The organism is Colwellia sp. MB3u-41 (assembly GCF_014076845.1).
GTDB lineage: Bacteria > Pseudomonadota > Gammaproteobacteria > Enterobacterales > Alteromonadaceae > Colwellia_A.
On sequence record NZ_JACGUT010000047.1, the window covers coordinates 343,956 to 362,971 of the forward strand.

17 protein-coding genes are annotated in these 19,016 nt (G+C 37.5%); 4 read left to right on the forward strand and 13 right to left on the reverse strand.

The window, feature by feature from the left end; all coding sequences use genetic code 11:
- Positions 1-4 precede the first annotated feature (4 nt).
- Together H4J73_RS20345 and H4J73_RS03900 are read left to right on the forward strand one after the other, a co-directional pair.
- Positions 5-133 carry a hypothetical protein gene (locus tag H4J73_RS20345; RefSeq protein ID WP_259366745.1) on the forward strand — a complete coding sequence of 43 codons (129 nt, stop codon included), beginning with the start codon at positions 5-7 and terminating at the stop codon, positions 131-133.
- A 341-nt stretch (positions 134-474) separates the two neighbouring features.
- Positions 475-1,860 (forward strand): lyase family protein, encoded by a 1,386-nt coding sequence (locus H4J73_RS03900; RefSeq protein WP_182179797.1) that lies wholly within the window; start codon positions 475-477, stop codon positions 1,858-1,860.
- Positions 1,861-1,979: 119 nt separating this feature from the next.
- Here H4J73_RS03900 and H4J73_RS03905 read toward each other — a convergent pair whose 3' ends face one another.
- From H4J73_RS03905 to H4J73_RS03925, 5 genes are all read right to left on the reverse strand, one after another.
- Positions 1,980-2,852, reverse strand: a complete 873-nt coding sequence (locus H4J73_RS03905; protein ID WP_182179795.1) for a GGDEF domain-containing protein — start codon at positions 2,850-2,852, stop codon at positions 1,980-1,982.
- A gap of 204 nt (positions 2,853-3,056) precedes the next feature.
- A complete protein-coding gene (locus H4J73_RS20180) occupies positions 3,057-3,314 on the reverse strand; it encodes a hypothetical protein (protein WP_220460042.1) in 258 nt (85 codons plus the stop codon).
- 560 nt (positions 3,315-3,874) lie between these two features.
- The gene (locus tag H4J73_RS03915) at positions 3,875-5,521 is read right to left on the reverse strand and encodes an acetolactate synthase large subunit (RefSeq protein ID WP_182179793.1); all 1,647 of its coding nucleotides are present in this window, start codon (positions 5,519-5,521) and stop codon (positions 3,875-3,877) included.
- Positions 5,522-6,150: 629 nt separating this feature from the next.
- The gene (locus tag H4J73_RS03920) at positions 6,151-6,450 is read right to left on the reverse strand and encodes a hypothetical protein (protein ID WP_182179791.1); all 300 of its coding nucleotides are present in this window, start codon (positions 6,448-6,450) and stop codon (positions 6,151-6,153) included.
- Between the two features lie 115 nt (positions 6,451-6,565).
- Positions 6,566-7,531, reverse strand: a complete 966-nt coding sequence (locus H4J73_RS03925) for a M28 family peptidase (RefSeq protein ID WP_182179789.1) — start codon at positions 7,529-7,531, stop codon at positions 6,566-6,568.
- 787 nt (positions 7,532-8,318) lie between these two features.
- Between H4J73_RS03925 and H4J73_RS03930 the strand changes: the two genes are divergently transcribed.
- Positions 8,319-9,770: a serine hydrolase gene (locus tag H4J73_RS03930; protein WP_259366746.1), complete on the forward strand. Its 1,452-nt coding sequence runs from the start codon at positions 8,319-8,321 to the stop codon at positions 9,768-9,770.
- A 421-nt stretch (positions 9,771-10,191) separates the two neighbouring features.
- Here the strand turns inward: H4J73_RS03930 and H4J73_RS03935 are convergent, their stop codons facing one another.
- The 6 genes from H4J73_RS03935 to H4J73_RS03960 are packed head-to-tail and all read right to left on the reverse strand — an operon-like array spanning position 10,192 to position 15,981.
- Positions 10,192-10,524 (reverse strand): Na+/H+ antiporter subunit G, encoded by a 333-nt coding sequence (locus tag H4J73_RS03935; protein WP_070374293.1) that lies wholly within the window; start codon positions 10,522-10,524, stop codon positions 10,192-10,194.
- Between the two features lie 10 nt (positions 10,525-10,534).
- Positions 10,535-10,804 (reverse strand): K+/H+ antiporter subunit F, encoded by a 270-nt coding sequence (locus tag H4J73_RS03940; RefSeq protein ID WP_182178098.1) that lies wholly within the window; start codon positions 10,802-10,804, stop codon positions 10,535-10,537.
- Positions 10,798-11,334 carry a Na+/H+ antiporter subunit E gene (locus H4J73_RS03945; protein WP_182178100.1) on the reverse strand — a complete coding sequence of 179 codons (537 nt, stop codon included), beginning with the start codon at positions 11,332-11,334 and terminating at the stop codon, positions 10,798-10,800. Before H4J73_RS03945 ends, H4J73_RS03940 begins: the two co-directional genes overlap by 7 nt.
- Complete coding sequence (locus H4J73_RS03950) at positions 11,334-12,851, reverse strand: monovalent cation/H+ antiporter subunit D (protein ID WP_182178102.1); 1,518 nt, start codon at positions 12,849-12,851, stop codon at positions 11,334-11,336. The genes H4J73_RS03945 and H4J73_RS03950 overlap by 1 nt, the downstream gene beginning before the upstream one ends.
- Entirely contained in the window at positions 12,848-13,192 is a 345-nt protein-coding gene (locus H4J73_RS03955) for a Na+/H+ antiporter subunit C (protein WP_182178104.1), read from the reverse strand. The genes H4J73_RS03950 and H4J73_RS03955 overlap by 4 nt, the downstream gene beginning before the upstream one ends.
- Positions 13,192-15,981 carry a monovalent cation/H+ antiporter subunit A gene (locus H4J73_RS03960; protein ID WP_182178105.1) on the reverse strand — a complete coding sequence of 930 codons (2,790 nt, stop codon included), beginning with the start codon at positions 15,979-15,981 and terminating at the stop codon, positions 13,192-13,194. Before H4J73_RS03960 ends, H4J73_RS03955 begins: the two co-directional genes overlap by 1 nt.
- Before the next feature lie 278 nt (positions 15,982-16,259).
- Here H4J73_RS03960 and H4J73_RS03965 point away from each other — a divergent pair, with 278 nt between their 5' ends.
- Positions 16,260-16,730 carry an Lrp/AsnC family transcriptional regulator gene (locus tag H4J73_RS03965; RefSeq protein WP_182178107.1) on the forward strand — a complete coding sequence of 157 codons (471 nt, stop codon included), beginning with the start codon at positions 16,260-16,262 and terminating at the stop codon, positions 16,728-16,730.
- Between the two features lie 72 nt (positions 16,731-16,802).
- On the opposite strand, the gene H4J73_RS03970 is transcribed toward H4J73_RS03965, so the two are convergent.
- Both H4J73_RS03970 and H4J73_RS03975 read right to left on the reverse strand, forming a co-directional pair.
- Positions 16,803-17,471, reverse strand: coding sequence for a hypothetical protein (locus H4J73_RS03970; RefSeq protein ID WP_182178110.1), 669 nt, complete (start codon positions 17,469-17,471; stop codon positions 16,803-16,805).
- A gap of 224 nt (positions 17,472-17,695) precedes the next feature.
- On the reverse strand, positions 17,696-18,964 hold the full coding sequence (locus tag H4J73_RS03975; RefSeq protein ID WP_182223238.1) for a DUF3300 domain-containing protein: 1,269 nt from the start codon (positions 18,962-18,964) through the stop codon (positions 17,696-17,698).
- Between the last annotated feature and the right edge of the window lie 52 nt (positions 18,965-19,016).

Consider the following 19,016-nt stretch of genomic DNA (forward strand, 5'->3'; position numbering starts at 1 on the left):
GGTAATGTTAATCAATTTAAAAACATTAAGCGGTAGCAGTATTCATGCTTTAGATTTAGATGATAAAAAAGACTTAATGTGGGATACCTACAATTGGTCACTGCGTTGTCTTGTCGTTGATACACGGGATTGATTTCCTGGTGGTAAAAAGGTGCTTATTATGCCTGGGCATCTTGAAACTTTAAATTGCCAAGATTAAACAGTCACCTGTAATCTTGATTTGGCAAAGATAAAATTTTGCCATGAATATAAAGTTGATAAATTGAAGGATGCAGATTATCTCAAAGCGTTTTAAAACACACTAATGTCTAATTAATAGCCCTATTGAATTTACTCTTCTTAACCTTACTCTATTATGATGAGTAAGTGATTTCTAAAAATAGAAGCTACTATAAATATTAATATGGCTCACAAACGTAACATGTAGTTGGCGAGTGGCTTTATTCCATTGACCAAAAAAACAAGGACAAAGAAATGCAAAAAAAAGACGACAATACAACGTCCAATAACAAGCATGTAACCGAGTGTTTATATGGTAGTGAAACAGCCAAAGCATTGACTAATTTCACCATTAGCGATCTAAAAATGCCGCGCGCATTTCTTTGGGCGTTGGGAACGATAAAAGGCAGCTGTGCACAGGCTAATCAAGAGCTGGGACTGCTCGATACAGATAAATCTACTGCGATTCAATTAGCGGCTAAGGAAGTGGCTGATGGCTTTCACGATAATCAATTTCCCATTGACGTATTTCAAACAGGCTCTGGTACCAGCACGAATATGAATGCTAATGAAGTCATTGCTTCATTAGTCAAGTTAGCTAGTCACAATACAATCAACGTTCATCCAAATGATGATGTAAATATGGGGCAAAGTTCTAACGATATCATCCCTTCTTGTATTCATTTAAGTGCTGCAAAACTTGTCGCGGAACAGTTACTGCCCTCGTTAGATCATTTGCGTAACACCTTAGATGAAAAAGCCAATGAACATCATGACACCATAAAAACAGGCCGTACGCATTTAATGGATGCGATGCCGCTGAGTTTTGCCCAAGAGATAAGTGGTTGGAGTGCTCAAGTTAGCTATGCATACGAACAGCTTAAAAATAGCTTATTCAGTTTATGCAAGCTTGCTATTGGTGGCACTGCCGTTGGCACAGGCGTTAACACACATCCGGATTTTTCCGCTATTGTTACTCGCCTATTAACAGCAAAAACAGGGTTAACATTTATACCCGCTGAAAATCACTTTAGAGCAATAAGTGCTCAAGACACTGCCGTACATATAAGTGGCTTACTTAAAACTACCGCGGTTAGTCTGAGTAAAATTAGCAATGATATTCGTTGGCTTAGCAGTGGACCATTAAATGGTTTAAATGAAATACAGCTATCCGAACATCAAAAAGGCAGTAGTATTATGCCAGGTAAAGTCAACCCTGTGATACCCGAGTCTGTATTAATGGCCTGCACGCAGGTAATAGGAAATGACACAACCATTACCTTAGCAGGACAATCGGGTAATTTTCAGCTCAACACCATGTTACCTTTAATTGCTCATACTTTAGTGCAAAGTATTCAACTGCTCAGTTCAAGCAGCACTGCACTTGCTGATAAAGTTATACAAGACATGAGTGTAAATCATTTGATGATTAATCAAAATTTAGTCAAAAACCCTATATTAGCCACCGCATTAACAAACTTGATCGGCTATGAAAAAAGCGCGGAAATAGCCCAAAAAGCCTATGCACAGAAAAGAAGCGTCTTAGATGTTGCCAAAGAGCTAACCGATATCAGCGAAGTAGAACTTATTGCCCGATTAGACCCCAAAAGACTCATAGGTAACGATGGTGCGATTAAATAGTCAGCATTTGTAGTCAATTTAATTGATACAGATTCATTATAATTTAATGAAAAATGTTTCCTAACCACTCCCATAATAGTTAGCATTTTTACGCTGTAGTGTCGGTTCAATGTACTTTGTTAACCAGAGGAGCCAAGCATTTTTCCGACACAATTTTTACCACTACTTTTGACCTTATACATTACATCGTCAGCCTGGCGAATTAATTCAGACGCGGTAATAACATCCGGATCACGTATGCATGAAACACCAATACTCACGGTGATCTTTGGTCCATTTTCCGAGCAGTATCTACTCACTTCCATTCGTAACCTTTCTGCCATTTCAGCGGCTGAATCAATCGCAGTATCAGGGAAAACAATAACGAACTCTTCACCTCCATAACGTACAGGGAAATCGGCATCACGAATAGTTTTTTTGGTTATTCTCCCCAGTTTTTGTAGTATCTCGTCACCAAATTGGTGACCATAAACATCGTTCACTTGCTTAAAGTCATCGATATCTAACATAAGCAGGGAAAGACTTTTGTTATATCTACTATGTTCAGCAACCATCTGTTCCAACATAAAGTCCAATACACCATGCAAGTATAGTCCGGTCAACGCATCACGGGTTGCCATAGCAGCTGCGGCTTCAATGCGCAGATCCCCCATTATTTTTGGGCTCGAAATATCGCCAGAAATATTAGAGAGATAGTCAAGCGCGGACACAAGCATACCCATATCACGGTTAAGTTTATTTTTTAAATCTTTCCTATGTTTAACGATTTTATGCCAAAGATTCGATGCTTTTTTTTCTGTATAAATTTCATGCGTCAAACGAAACATCAATTCTGAAAAGGTATGGCCAGTAGAAGCGTCCAAATAGCTCTTTAACAAAGCAGGTTTACGCGAGAACTTATCAATTGAATCTGAGGTAAGTCTGTCAGTTGATTCAATATCAACGAGCATTCGTTTTGTATTATCATCCGGTAATGAATTGTTAGAGTTCATGAGAGCCTCCTTTATGTCTAAAGCGCTAAGTAAAATTCATAAAAACCTAATAAAAAATACCAAGCGAATGGTGAATAATTTTTTGTTTAACTCATTTGTCATCTCTGTTTATAATCTGTCCTTGAGATCTTGTGAGTATTTTGAATTTTTCGAAAGATCATAATACTGACGAAGGTGAACCTCATACTGAGGATCAACAAGTCGTTATAAATCAAAAGGTGGACTTTCCTTTATATTTTTAGCACTTACATTAACCTCTATAGATCCCCCAGCCCAGTTTACTGCTTCGATACATTTATGACTAATCAGAACTTTATATCCACTGGGTAACCAATTACGCGTATCAACAATAATATAAGGAAGACTCCAATCCTCATCATTTAAAATAAAACCGTCAATATGGCCAATTTTTTGGTCCGTAGCATGTATCTCATATCCCTTTACCTCATCTGTTGATCGCAAATGCCAATCTTCAGCTTCATCCGTCCAATGATTACCGTAACCATAGTATTTAAAAAACTCAGATTCATATAAATGAGATACCGATTGATGATCATTAAGGACAGGACTATTTTTAACTTCTTCTCGGGTTAAATTAATCGGAAATTAATGTTCTTCCCAGTTAGGAGCAAAGAGTGATATGGGCTGATTAATATTTTTCTCCCACCAGGAAGCCATTTATTGGTGTCAGCCACCATATAACTTACTCTCCCAGAACGTGTGTCAAAGAGAAAATATTTACAACGGCCTATTTCTTCATCAATACCTTGACGTTGGAAACGTATAATTTCATTAAAACTTCGTAACATCCCCTACCCTCCTATATTCATTAAGGTTTTATTTATAAATAAGTAATACCTTTACCATACAAGGTGGTATGACTTTTTGTATGTACGCCAGAACACAGAGGCTTAAAACTTTTAACCATAAACATTCAGTGTGATCATGACGGGTTCACTATTAACTTCACTGTCTATGCACAGCCTTAATTTTCAATGATGTTGCCAATATAACGTGACGTATTACTCGTTGACTAAGCGGCTTTTTTCTTGGATCTCGTGATGCAATATTCTGTCATTTTCTGAGTAATCCACAGCAACATCAATAACATGAACCCCTGCTGTGGCAAAGCAAACGTCCAGTAAGGGAATAAGTGCATCACTACTTTCAACTCGATGACCATATGCACCGTAGCTTTCAGCATATTTTACAAAGTCAGGGTTACCATAATCTAAGCCGAAATTTTTAAACCCCATATTTTCCTGTTTCCATTTAATCATGCCATATGCATCATCTCGAAGAATTAGCACGGTGATATTTACTTTTAAACGTACCGCAGTTTCAAGTTCCTGAGAGTTCATCATAAAACCACCGTCACCACAGATCGCCATCACTTTTCTATCTGGGTAAACAATACTTGCGGCTATTGCAGAAGGTAACCCGGCTCCCATTGTAGAGAGTGCATTGTCGAGTAAAACCGTATTCGTTTGATAGGCTTTATAATTGCGAGCAAACCAGATTTTATATACTCCATTGTCTAGTGCTATGATCCCATTTTCTGGCATTACTTTTCTGATATCGGCAACAATACGCTGTGGATACATCGGGAACCTACTGTCATTTATTCCTTCACTTAAATGTTGTTCAACATGTTCTTTTACGCTCAAAAAGTATGAGAAATCCCATGTTTCTTGCACGTTAATATTTTCACATAATTGCCAAACACTATTAGCAATATCACCAATAACCCCCTGTTGTGGATAGTAAACAGCATCTACTGATGCCGTGGTGTAATTTACGTGAATAACCTTAAAGCCTCCTTTTTCCATAAAAAAAGGCGGCTTTTCAACTACATCATGGCCTACGTTAATGATTAGATCAGAATGTTCTATAGCGCAGTGTAAAAAGTCCCCTGAAGACAAAGCGGCATTACCTAAAAAGAGCGGATCACGTTCATCAATCACGCCTTTACCCATTTGTGTACTAAAAAAGTGAATGCCAGTTTTACTGACAAATTCACGTAACATCTTTGAGGTAGTTTTTCGGTTAGCCCCTGCACCAATTAATAGCAGCGGGGATTTGGCTTGTTCAATCATTTTAACCGCCGCGCTGACTGATTTTTCTTCTGCTATTGGTCGGCGAAAAGAGCTCTTTTGAATGATAGGTACATCAGTAACATCACTGGCAATATCTTCTGGAAGTTCTATGTGTGTCGCTCCTGGGCGCTCTTCTTCTGCGAGTCGAATAGCCTCACGCACCCTAGCGGGAATTAAATCAGCGCCGCCGATCTGACGAGTATATTTTGTGATTGGCCGCATCATGTCAACCACATCAATAATTTGGAATTGCCCCTGTTTACTGCTCTTAATGGGTTTTTGCCCCGTAAGCATCATCATAGGCATAGCACCTAATTGTGCGTAAGCTGCCGCTGTAACTAAATTAGTTGCGCCCGGTCCAAGTGTAGACATGCAGACCCCAGCTTTTCCTGTCAAACGACCATAAGTGGCTGCCATAAATCCAGCCGCTTGTTCATGACGAGTTAAAATAAGTTTGATTTTAGAGTTGACAAGTGAGTTAAGAATATCGAGATTTTCTTCACCAGGTATACCAAAAATGTATTCAACACCTTCAGCTTCTAAGGCTTTTACAAATAGATCTGATGCTTTCATAAAGCGTCTCCATTAGACAAAAAGTCACGGCCTTTTTGGTTATTCTGCTGACCGACATTTATTTCAACTTCATCTTATACTACTACATAAATTAGCTTATACATTTAATCAGCTGACTTAAATAGCAAATGAAATAGCAAATGAAATAGCAAATGAAATAGATCTATAGTTAAAAAAATGTAGGTCGAGTTAAATGAAGTTTATGTGTAAAAACGACTAAAGCGGATAATAAAAAGTGGGTAATAACTTACTGCACTCATTATTCTGCGTTGCCCTAATCCATTCATAGGGCAATGAGTGGTGAATCAATCATTAGCAAAGATAAGAATTGAATGAACAATTTTGTGACTACGCATAATGATTGATATTAGTCTCATTTACGGTTGTCTATTTTTAAAGGGATACAGCCAAGATCGCTTTTCTCAAAAGACGACTTTTCAGTTATAATACTTGAGACTCAATCAGCAATATTTAGGATCACTTTGTGCGCATTCCTGACATAAAGACTTCCTGAATGTTAAGGACAACTTTCCGATCATATAGCGGACATAAATTTCTACTTCTATGGCGAATAGGGGCACAGAGCAAGATAGAGTTACAATACTTCTAGTCGTATTTCCTATTTTATTTTAAGCAACACTTTTATTTAGATAAATTTTTACGCTAAGAGAAAACAATGCGGAGTAAAGGATTGGTAATAACATGGCAGCGGCATAAGGTCCTACATTTTCAATACCCATATCCGATGATAAACCATACATAAAGTAGCTAACACCTAATAGGATACAAATATTAAAACTAAACGACGATACACTTGATAATTTTTGTGATTTATTATTACTTCCTCTGTATACGTAGAATGAAACTAACAGCGCAATAATAAAAATTGGGATTGCAATAAAGTCTGTAAAAATGTGAATAATTAACATAGGTTGTTTTTCCTTTAGTTACCTAAAACGCCTCACTAAGAGGCAAATAATTGTTGGTTAAAATTAACGAAGAAGCAAAAAAAAGCAACTGCTTTTTTCCTTGTTTAATGGCTTACTATGTTTCTGAATTAGAGCTTTGTATATACCTGAATACACCATAAATCACTTCAGCCATCTTTTCATAATTAAGCTTATCAAAGGTATCCGCATCAGTATGATAAGATTTATTCCGATAAAACGATGTGTTTGTAATCATTACAGCAGGAAACCCCATGGCCCAATAATTTCGGTGATCAGACCAATCAACTCCGGTTAAACTGTGTGGAGCATTAATCGAATAAGCATTAATATTAGTATGCATATTTATTGCTGATTTAACTTCAAACGCTTTATTTGAAAAAATCTGATCAACTATAGCGACGAAATTACCAGTTGATGGGTACATTAAACTTAGCATAGGTATTGGAAAAGTTTGAGAATTATCTTCATCACTGAAAAATCCGATCATTTCTAAACTGATCATTAAATCGATATTGATCCCAGCTTCTTTTAAGCTTTTTGCGTGAATATAACTTCCCATTTTTTCGGATGCAAAGTACGGAGGTTCTTCTAGACTAAACGCAACCAAATGCACCTGCTTTTTTAGGTTCATTTTTTTTAGCAATCGACTTAGTTCAAACAATCCTGAAACCCCTGATGCATTATCATCAGCAGCAGGTAAATTTGAGTATGAATCATAATGAGCGCCTATAACTATGACATTGTCAGTGTTGGGCCCAAACTTGGCAATAACATTCCTATATTCGTGCCCTCCAGCTTTAAACTTCTGAAACTCTACCGTTTTGGTATTTGTTTTAAACTTTGTAAATATATACTCAGAAAGGCTAGCTAGTATTTCAGGATTTTGGCTATCTCTTGGATAAAAATCTTGACTAATCCTTCTCACTTCTTCTTTTAAAAGTTTCGGATCAATATCATGAATTTTCACTGAATGTGATGTGATAAATGGTCTAGCAATTAAAATCCACAGACTAATTAAACAAATCATTATTACGGTTAATAATCGAGGCAAAGATTTCATTTAGGAAATAAACTCCTGTTAAAAAAAACATAACGTCTCACGAAGAGACAAATAATAGTTGGAAAAATTAAATGACGAGTGAGCAAATAGCAACTGTTATTTGTCTTTTTTGAATGGCTTATATTTATAACACAAGAATGAATTATAGTATTAGATATGATGCACCATGGTAAGAGTCTCACATCAAAGTCATTTGATTACAAGGTAACTTAAACCTAAAGTAACTTATCTTTCTGATAATGCATTAAAAGCAGTGAGTTTGAGGAAACAGCTATTCTTGACGTGCACTGGTATATTATCGATTTTTGGGCTGATTCATATCCTGACAAACAGCCCAGCGATGACGCGGTTCAAGCTCTTTTTGTGAATAGACATTACAAATGAGATTATCTCAACAAGTCGGCCCATTGAAATCACACCTCCATGAGATGATGTTTTCGAACTAAATCGATTTTTAGTCATCGAGTTGAGATTCGCTCACAAGTTGTCGAGACAGAAAGATATTAATGATCACTTTGTGCGCAAAGGGGGAAGTTAGAACATCATTATACCTAACGTCCGTTTCAAGCTCTTAGCTGCCGTTAACTTAATTTGAGTTCGAAATGATTTGTGCGTATAGAAAAATTAAAAGTTTAGCAGTTTAAATATTGCTTGAAGCTCAATATTTACCATTCACAACAGGGTTTCCTAGAAGGTGAACATTTGGTGTTTATTTTCTACCTATTGCTTCGTATTTTTACTGTGTTATAAATAACTAACTGATTTCATAATATTATAAGGATGAACTTTGAAATTTAATATATTTGTTTTTTGTATACTAGCTAGCTTTTTTCCATCTCACGTTCAAGCAAAGGGATCTGATGAGGATATACAGCCTATAAGTGTAGGGCTTCAACCTACTGTCCGTATAAAGGGTAAACCTTCAAAGCTTAGTAGTTTAAAAGAACGAATGGCACATTATAAAGTACCTGCTGTTTCAATAGGATTTCTAAAAGATAACAAAATTAGCTGGACGCACACTGAAGGCGTTATTGACCTGAACAGTAATCGACCTATTGATGAGAATACTGTTTTTCAAGCGGCAAGCATTTCTAAACCCGTTTTTGCTAGTGCATTGATGAAATACCGTCAAAATAATGGATTAAATATAGATGTAGATGTAAATACATTACTTAAAAGCTGGAAACTACCTGCTCATGAATGGGCTAGTAAAAATAAAGTTACATTACGCCAATTACTCAGCCATTCTGCGGGTACTACTGTTCATGGCTTCGCAGGCTATACAGATGGTTCTGATGTCCCTTCTATTACTTCATTACTCAATGGTGTCAAACCTGCAAATTCTGCCCCTGTTGTTATAGATATTGAGCCAGGCACTCAATTCAGATATTCAGGAGGAGGAACAACTTTAGCCCAACTTGTTTTGCAAGATCAAACTAAAAGCTCATTAACCGAATTAGCTAAAAAAACTATTTTTGAGCCTTTAATGATGCAACATAGTAGCTTTAGTCAGCCTTTAGTCGGTGCTTTAAAAAGTAATGCGGCAGTTGCCCATAATGCGGACGGTAAACCTGTAGTTGGTGGTGCGCATACGTATGCAACTTTATCTGCTGCGGGGCTATGGACTACACCATCTGATTTATTACGCTTAGTTTCACAAATACAGCTTGCAGACTTAGGTAATAAAGACTCTTTTTTCTCTAAAAGTACCATTGATGAAATGCTAACCCCTCAAATACCCCCTATGGGGATTGGTTTTTTCTTAGAAGGTGATGGTGAAATTAGTTCTTTTAGTCACGGTGGCGCTAACGAAGGTTTTATGGCGCATTTATTTGCTCACACAAAAACGGGCGATGGAATCGTGATTATGACTAATGGCGAAAATGGTACTTCACTGATTGATGAAATCATGATTAGAGCAAGTGAAATTTATCATTGGAATGAATTTAAACCGACAGAAAAAGTTGAATCCACATTAGCACCTAAGTTATTCAAGTCTATCCTAGGTGAGTATAAAATAACGGAACCATTTGAAACTACTTTAGTTATAACCGAAGAACGTGGTAAGTTTTTAGTTAATATTGGAAAGTTTGTTAAGAATGAAGTATTTTTTCCTGAAAGTGAACAACAGTTATTCTCCATGACTGGCATGAGTTTATTCTTACATCCTAATGATAAAGGAGAGGTAAACTACATTTCTTTTTGGGGTGGAATTAATGCAATTAGAGAGAAACAATAAAAAGAATTACCTGAGGACTTAATTACTAAAATGTTAAGCCCTAAAGTTTGTACGTAAAGCCTGATGGTTTTTTGTGATAATACTAGTAAGTAGTAATGCCTCAAAGTGATAAGAACAGCATGCCAAATCAGGGCCATTATATCTGCTATCCAGGCAGTTCAGTCGCTTTTATTTGAAGTCTATGACCGCTTTGGTGGCCAAGCGGACTATTGGTTGTGGTGAATTCAATTCGAAATTAGGTCTTCATTGTGGCAAAAGTGATCATTGCAAAGGCCAATAACTTTAGCCTTTTTTCTATAGGTGTTAAGTCTAAATGTAGTGGATATGGTGATTAAGTAGACCGCAAAAAAAACACTGAACATAAAGACGCTCAGTGTTTTATATTTAACAGCTACTTTATTGGGTTAACGCTAGAAAAGCGTTAAACATCATCTTCAATGTTATCTATGCCTTTCGTGCGTTCTATACTCTCAAGCTTGTGATGAATAGCCGCTTTAATCATCATATAGGCACTGATGGGTGCAGTAAGCAATAAAAATAGCGAGATCAGTATTTCTTTTACACTAAACCCTGTATGAGTGGTACTAAAAAAGATCATCGCAGCAGTTAACAGCGATGCCATGCCGAGTGTTGTAGCTTTGGTGGGCCCATGAAGCCGCATAAAAAAATCTGGCATTTTTACTAAGCCAATAGAGCCAACGAGTACAAAAGAGCCGCCAATTAATAATAATATTGAAATAATCCATTCTGCCATAACTTACCCCTTACTCTATAATATCGCCACGCAGCAAATACTTACATACCGCAACAGTACTAACAAATCCTAACATAGCGATTAACAGCGCTGCTTCAAAATATAATGCAGTGCCCATACTCATACCGTATAAAATGATCAATGCGATAGTATTGATGTACATCGTATCGAGGGCAAGTATTCTATCGGGTATAGAAGGCCCCAATAATAAGCGCCATACATTTAATAATAACGACAAACCTATCATCGCAAAAACAATTGAAATCACAGTTTCTAACATTGAAACATCTCCTTAAGAGGCGCTTCATAACGTTGTTTAATCATCTTTATTAAGGCCTGTTCATCTTTTAGATCTAAAACGTGTATTAGTAAAAACTGTTGTTCAAGCTTTTCACCTTCACTCAAGCTTTCTCTCCAAGGGTACACTTCCGCACTGACAGTGCCTGGGGTTAATGACACGGTACTTGCCAAAATAGTAATGGGCAGACTATGTGTTAAATCTAACGGTACTTTAACAAACCCAGGCGTTAATTTTTTAGTGGGTCCTAATATTAAAATAGCAACCTGAACATTTGCCGTAATAATGTCATATAAAACCAACGCTAAATGGCGTAACGCTAAACCAGGCTTAATAATGATGGGTTGCTTTGTTCTAAACGGGCTAGTCACCAAAGGAATGACTATCGCTAAAATAGTGGCTAAGAAAATATGCCCTGATGACAGGCTGTTATTTAACACCAACCAGACAATAAATAATACCAGACTCATTAAAGGAGCGGGTAGCCATTTAAATCGTGTTTCTAATCGCATTACTGTCCTCCTGAAAGGATAAGTTTAATATTGTTATTAAAGTCATGTAACTGGGTAGCTGCATCAATGGCATACTCACTTAGTGGTCCAGCAAAAACAGTCATTAATGGTGCGCCAGAGATGAGAATGAGCAATGCGACTAATTGCGCTGGATGAACTCGTTGTTGCCTTGTATCAGTGGTTATTTTAGCATGATGATACCAAAACAAAGTGCTACCAGCTTTAGACACAGCAAATAATATAGCTAAACTTGCAAAGAGATATATTGGCCAAAACACCAAGGTATATTCAGCATTTAAGGTTGCTTTAAGCAGCCATACTTTTCCAATGAAACCAGACAAAGGTGGCATGCCTATCACTGCAATTGCTGCAATCAAAAAACAAGCGCCAAGTAACTTCGGCTGAGAAACAGCAGAACCTGCAGAAATACGGTCGGCAACTTCACCACGTTGGCGGCCAATTAAATCCGCTAAAATAAAGAGTGCTGCTGTAACCAACGTTGAGTGCACTAAGTAATAGATAGCCGCGGAACTTGCTTCAATAGTTTGTACCGCAACTAATGCAACCAAGGTCCCCACAGACACTATCACCAAATTAGCGGTTAACTTTCTTAAATCTTTACTGGCTAAAACACCTACCGCGCCCATAGCAATGGTAGCAATCGCTAACCACCACAACCAACTTTGCGCCATATGAGTTAATTCGCCCGCTTCATCACCAAATATAAGTGTATATACACGCATCATTGAATAGACACCCACTTTTGTCATAATGGCAAATAATGCAGCGACAACAGGCATTGCTGTTGCATAAGTATTAGGTAACCATAAATGTAGTGGTAACAAAGCGCCTTTTAAAGCAAATACTACCAGTAATAACATCCCACCTATTTTGGCTAAGTAGACATCATCACCTTGTAAAAGTGCTACTTTCTGAGCCATATCAGCCATATTTAGTGTACCTAATACACCATATAAAACCCCTAAAGCAATCAAGAATATCGCTGAGCCTACAAGATTAAGGATCACGTACTGTAAAGCAGCACGGGTATTTTTTTTATCTCCACCATGCATTAACAACGAATAAGAGGCGATAAGTAAGACTTCAAAAAAGACAAATAGATTAAAAGCATCACCGGTTAAGAATGCGCCATTGACCCCTAAAATTAAAAAATGTACAAGTGGATGAAAAAAACTCCCTTTGTCGTCATCTCCGGCACTCGCATATAACACACAGACAACACCGAGTAATGTCGTTAAACACACTAATAATGTAGAGAGGGGATCAGCAACGAGTACAATACCAAAAGGTGCGCTCCAATCGCCGATAGCATAAACCTGAGTACCTTCAGCTTGGACTTTGAGTAGTAAAGCCAATGAGACGGCAAATGTAAAAACACTGAGTACAACAGAAGCCACTCTTCGGGTACTTAAATTCGAGCCAAAGGGAGGCATCAATAAAATAACACCCGCAAGTATGGGCAATAAAATCGGTAAAAAGGTCAAATTATGGGTCATACGTTTACCTTTTTATCTTTTTCTGGCTCGCCATCTACATGGTCACTGCCTAAATCTGCTCGTCCTCTAATCGCTAAAATAACCACGAAGGCAGTCATTGCAAAACCAATAACTATCGCAGTTAATACTAAAGCTTGTGGCAATGGATCCGTATATTCTGAAGAGGTTCCAAGCACTGCAGCATTATTAATGCTAAGCCGCCCAGATGAAAACAGAAATAAATTAACCGCGTAAGAAAACATAGTTAGCCCTAATACGATAGGGAACGTTCTAGAACGTAAGATTAAAAACACGCCACAAGATACTAAAAGCCCAACGCAGGATGCGTAAAGTAATTCCATTAAGTTTTCACCTCTTCTTTAGGGCCGCTCGCTAATTGACCAAGACTTGCCAAAATCATTAATGTCGCGCCTACAACTGTAATATAAACACCCAGATCAAAGATCAGTGCACTGGCAAGTTCAATTTTACCAATAATGGGAATGTCGAAGTAGTCAAACCAAGTAGTCATGAACGGCCTACCATAGAACCAACTACCCACACCAGTAAATGTCGCAATAGCAATTCCTGAGGCAATAATTTTCCGATAATTAATCGTTAAACGAGTAGATATCCAAGTTGAGCCGTGTGCAATATACTGTAAAATAAAAGCAACCGCGGTCACTAAACCTGCAATAAATCCGCCACCGGGAAGATTATGACCACGTAAGAAAATATAAAAAGAGATCATTAATGCCAAAGGGAGTAATGATTGAGAAATACTGGCTAATAAAATAGGGTAACGCTCTTTCGCCCATAGTCGCCCTTCACTATCCCTAACTGGAAGAAGTAACGGCAGGTTGATTAAAAGTTTATAAATACCCAGCGCAGCAATACCTAATACGCAAATTTCACCTAACGTGTCAAAGCCACGAAAATCAACCAAAATAACATTAACGACGTTGGTACCACCGCCACCTGTTTTAGCATTGGCTAAGAAAAATTCTGATATTGACTCAAATGGGCGGGTAATTAATGCATAGCAAATACTCGCGACCACAACTCCTAAAGCCGCTGAGATCCCTAAATCGCGAACCACACGTAAAGAGCTAGACTCTTTGGGTGAATGCTGTGGTAAGAAAAACAAGGCTAGCATCAGTAAAACAATAGTGACAACTTCAACCGTTAATTGCGTTAAGGCTAAATCTGGTGCTGAGAAACGAGTAAACACAACAGACACCATCAAACCGACAACTGATATCATCAACAACGACACCACTCTTGCACGGTACCAAATCACCGTACTTATTGCGCCAATCATTAATAATGCTGCGCCAATCGCGTTATGAAGATCAATTGGCGTCAATTCTTTTTGCCCGCTTAGTTGGTGCATTTCAAATAATGGCCAACCGGCAAAGATTAAAACAAAAACAAACATTAGCATTAGATAACGTTGTAAAGAACCATTTTCTATGTCATTTATTTTTCGCTGACTCCACTTTGTGATGAGATATATACTGTCATCAAAAGCCTTTTTGGCGTTCAAGCTAGGCATAGATGCCTGAAATTGAAACAGATAACGTCGCTGGGTATATAGAAATAAACCACCGATTACTGCTATAGCACTCATCAAGAGTGGCAAATTAAAACCGTGCCATAACGCAACTTTAAATTCAGGAACATATCCACCGAGTACGGCAAAAGACGCTGCTTTTAAAATGTCATCAATAATAAAGTTAGGGAAAATCCCGACGACTAAACATAAAGCGACCAGTATCTCGATAGGAACTCGCATATAACGCGGTGGTTCACTGGGTTGTTTAGGTAAATCAATAGGGTCGCCATTAAAGAAAACATCGTGGATAAAGCGAGCTGAGTAAGCTACAGCTAATGCACCTGCAACGGTAGCAAGTACAGGTATAAGCCAAGACATAGACCCAAGTAATTGTTGATGCAGTGTTTCAGCAAAAAACATTTCTTTAGACAAGAAACCATTTAACAGCGGAACACCCGCCATCGCGGCCGCAGCAACCATTGCTAACGTCGCCGTATAAGGCATAAATCGCCACATACCGTTAAGTTTCCGCATGTCACGCGTACCCGTTTCATGGTCAATAATACCTGTTGCCATGAATAATGAAGCTTTAAATATGGCATGATTGATTATATGAAAAATGGCAGCAACAGCAGCAAGCTTAGTGTCCAAACCGAATAATAAGGTGATTAACCCTAAATGACTGATCGTTGAATAGGCTAACAGCCCTTTTAAATCATGTTTAAATAACGCAATATAAGCGCCGAGTAACATGGTAGTTAATCCAGTTAAACTCACCAGAATAAACCATATATCGGTACCCGCTAATGCAGGATAAAAACGCGCTAATAAGAAAATCCCAGCCTTTACCATAGTAGCAGAATGTAGATAAGCACTTACCGGCGTTGGCGCAGCCATAGCATGAGGTAGCCAAAAGTGAAAAGGAAACTGTGCCGATTTTGTGAAAGCGCCCAGTAAGACTAAAATTAGAGTGACTTCATACCAAGCATGCGCTTGAATAATTTCTCTGCTCGCTAAGATCGCATCTAAATTGTAACTACCAACGATATTACCCAGTAAAAGCAAACCCGCCAGCAATGCTAAACCACCACCACCGGTTACGATTAAGGCCATGATTGCGCCCTTTCGTGCCTCGGGTTTATGCCACCAATAGCTAATTAACAAAAACGAACTAATACTGGTTAGCTCCCAAAAGAACCAGAGCTGAATGATATTATTCGACATGACAATACCAAGCATCGCTGTCATAAATAACATTAAATAAGCATAAAGCTTGGGCATAGAGTCTTTACTACTGAGGTAATAACGGGCATAAAAGATAACTAATATGCCTATTCCTAAGATCATAAATACAAACAACAGCGCTAAGCCGTCTAAACGGAAGGCGATATCTATACCTAGTAAAGGGATCCAAGAGATTGTTTCCCTAATAACGTTGCCAGCAAAAATAGCTGGCGCTAAGCTAATTGTCATGAATAATGCAATGATCGGCATTAACAACGTCAACGCAGTTGATTGATTACGTGTTAATTTTCCCGTTCTTGAGGAAATAATACTGCCGAGTAACGATAGCAGGGGTATCCAAAGCAAAGTCATAGAGTAGCCTTTTTATTTTTATAATGAGAAGTAATGACATCTGAACATAGACATAATATGTCGCTAAACTAAATTTAACAACATTATCTCCTTATAAAAGTGTAATTGAAATTAATTTAAAAGCACTTTAGTACAAACTGAATAAAAGTTAAACGATGAATATTCGGAAAAGCATTGTTTATTCGACGATTGTTTGATTAATAAACACAATGCATTGGTTAATAATACAATAGTCGGTATAGTTAGTAATTTACTATATAAATGGAAGACTTACCATAATGAAAAAATTAGATGATATAGATTTACGCATTTTAACCATTTTATATCGCGATGCTGATATCACTAATAAAGAGTTAGCTTCACAAATAGGTGTTGCGCCCTCTACCTGTTTAGAGCGCGTTAAGCGCATGAAACATAAAAAAATAATTAATGGTGCTTACATTGAAATTGATTTCAAAAGTTTAGGTGGAAATATAGAAGCGATTGCAGCTATCCGCTTACAGCCCTATTCTGAAGATATTGTTAACAACCTTCGTGATGATTTACTTAAGCTACCCGAAATTGTTAGTTTGTATCACATGGGAGGGAGCTACGATTACTTTATTCATATGTCAGTTAAAGACAGCGAACATTTACGACAATTTGTTTTCAAGGCGATCACGTCAAGAGATGAAGTAACAACAGTAGAAACTTCGCTTATTTTTGAGCACAGTCGTAGTGGTGTTCTGCCAAATTTTGATGACGAATAAACATTCTACCGGTTAGCCCTGTAGTGACTTTTCATAAAAATATGACTCATTAAAAAACTACAATCAAGGCGACTATTTTTCAAAGTCTTGTGTTTCAAAATAAAGTGGTTTAATGGTGCCACAATTTAAAAATTTATATAGAAGTTCAGTTTCTTTTGGCACAGCTGACGATGTACGAAAACGTGTTAAACACCCGGCTTCGAGATCGAGGCCAAGTAAATGTCCAAAACTTGGGGCCTGTTGGATTTTATGAATATAAATTTTATAATTTTTCTTTAAATCTATTACCGCATACTCTTGCTTGTTGCTTGATTCACTGATGTCATCAAGTTTGCGAACATATAATTTTTTAGCAAACGTTAATGGTATATTTTTATACACAAGCATTCCATCACGAGCAAAGTGTCCTGCGTATACGTCAGCCATAATCACCATTTCTTCACCATGCATCAATCGTTGTAAGTTAAAAGCCTTCGTTTTTATTGTCGTTAATTGCCCGTCACGAACAGTTTGCAACAGCGCTAAATCTTTATTCTCAATTTTATATAATAACTGCACATTACTTGGCCTATCATATGTTGTCATCACCACAGCATATATAGCAGAGCGCTGAACAAAGAGGACCATATTATGTTCGCCCATATATGTAGGGTCTATTGGCGGTAACTCTTTAACGTCTTCACGAGCAAAGCTTGTTGAATTTAATACCATCAAGAGTAAAGTCAGTAAAATTTTTTTCATCAAAAATAACTCGGTAAAGTATGTATAGCGTCATACCAATAAAAGTTATTGGTACAAACAGATAATCTGATTATAAACTATCTAAAAAAAAAGGCTAAATGAATTAACATTTAGCCTTTGTCCATAATTCTGTTTAGAAGCATTCGCTTTACGTTATGGTAATACAAATTTTTCAGATCATTACATAGCGCTGTAATCCCTACTTTTATATAAACATAAAAGTATTACTCTTTATTTCGTGCTTTAATAAGCGTTGAACGATTACTTTTAACCGATACTTGTCGATGGGTTTTTAGCTGTTTCACCTGATGCTTAGTATGCCTTTTTGATCTGTTTTGAGATTTAGCATGATGTTTTTCTGCTTTTTTTTTATACATCCCTGATATCACCTTAGCTGAAGGTTCTTTTTTTAGCGGTGCATTGGCGTGATAAAGCTTTTCAGGCCTAGGCTGCTTAAGTATAGACTTGGTGGCTCTTGTTTTAGTTAACGGTACTTTACTGTTATTTAACTTAGCAGTCATCAACAATGGTCTGCCCTTTACCTTAGGCGACACGTTCTTTTTGGGTGCACGATAAGATTTGTGGCCAGTTTTTCGTATTTTCACTCGCTTATGGTCATATCTCAAACGGGTATGCTTGCTCCTATAAGCAACACCTTTTCTATGCGCTATCTGATGTGTCCATCGCTTTGCATATCCGCCGTTAACGATTAAACGCCGAGGACGCTGTTCATAATAACGATGTTTAGCATGATGAGAACTCGCCACAACCACATGACGATTGTTCCAATGAAATGCACTAAAGAAATAATTGAACGAAATATGAATACCTGAATGCCAATAGAAGGGTCTTTTGTCGCTGACATACATACGATGATGGGGTTGCCAATAAACTGGTGGGTAAGATACCGAATGCCAAGTACCATAAACCCTGCGGGTGTCGTAGTATGGAATATAAACAATTTCCTTTTTTATTGGCTCAATAACAATATTATTTTCTTCATAGCTAACATCCATGTTATCCATTTTTTTAAGGTTACCAGCAAGCGCTGCTTTTTGTCTCAACACTTGAATACTTTCTAACAGCTGAGATTCGTCTTGTAGAAAAGCATCACCGAGTTGCTGAGTCCAGGTTAAATTCTCACTTAATCGGGTCAGAATACGCTCAAAAGGGACTAACGCTTTAACACTAGCGTCCCAATTAAAGTCTTCTACCGAACGAGCGGCCACTTCACTGCTAACCCCTTCATTTTTTATTAGCCAGCGATGGGCTGTTATAATTTCGATAGGGTAAGTAGCAGCAATTAATATATGGGTAAGTAAACTGTCAGGGTACAGCGCAATAGGCGCTAACATTTGTGCTAATTCAGCATCACTGAATGATTGTTGTTCCTGTTGCTCAATATAGGGCTGTGTAGATAGATTTTCTGCGAGTACATTAAAACTTACTAAAGCGCTGACAGCAAAGCTAAATGAAAATATAAAATCTTTCATCGTTATGATCCTCATGACTAATTCTAGACAATAAGGATAACAAGACAAAACT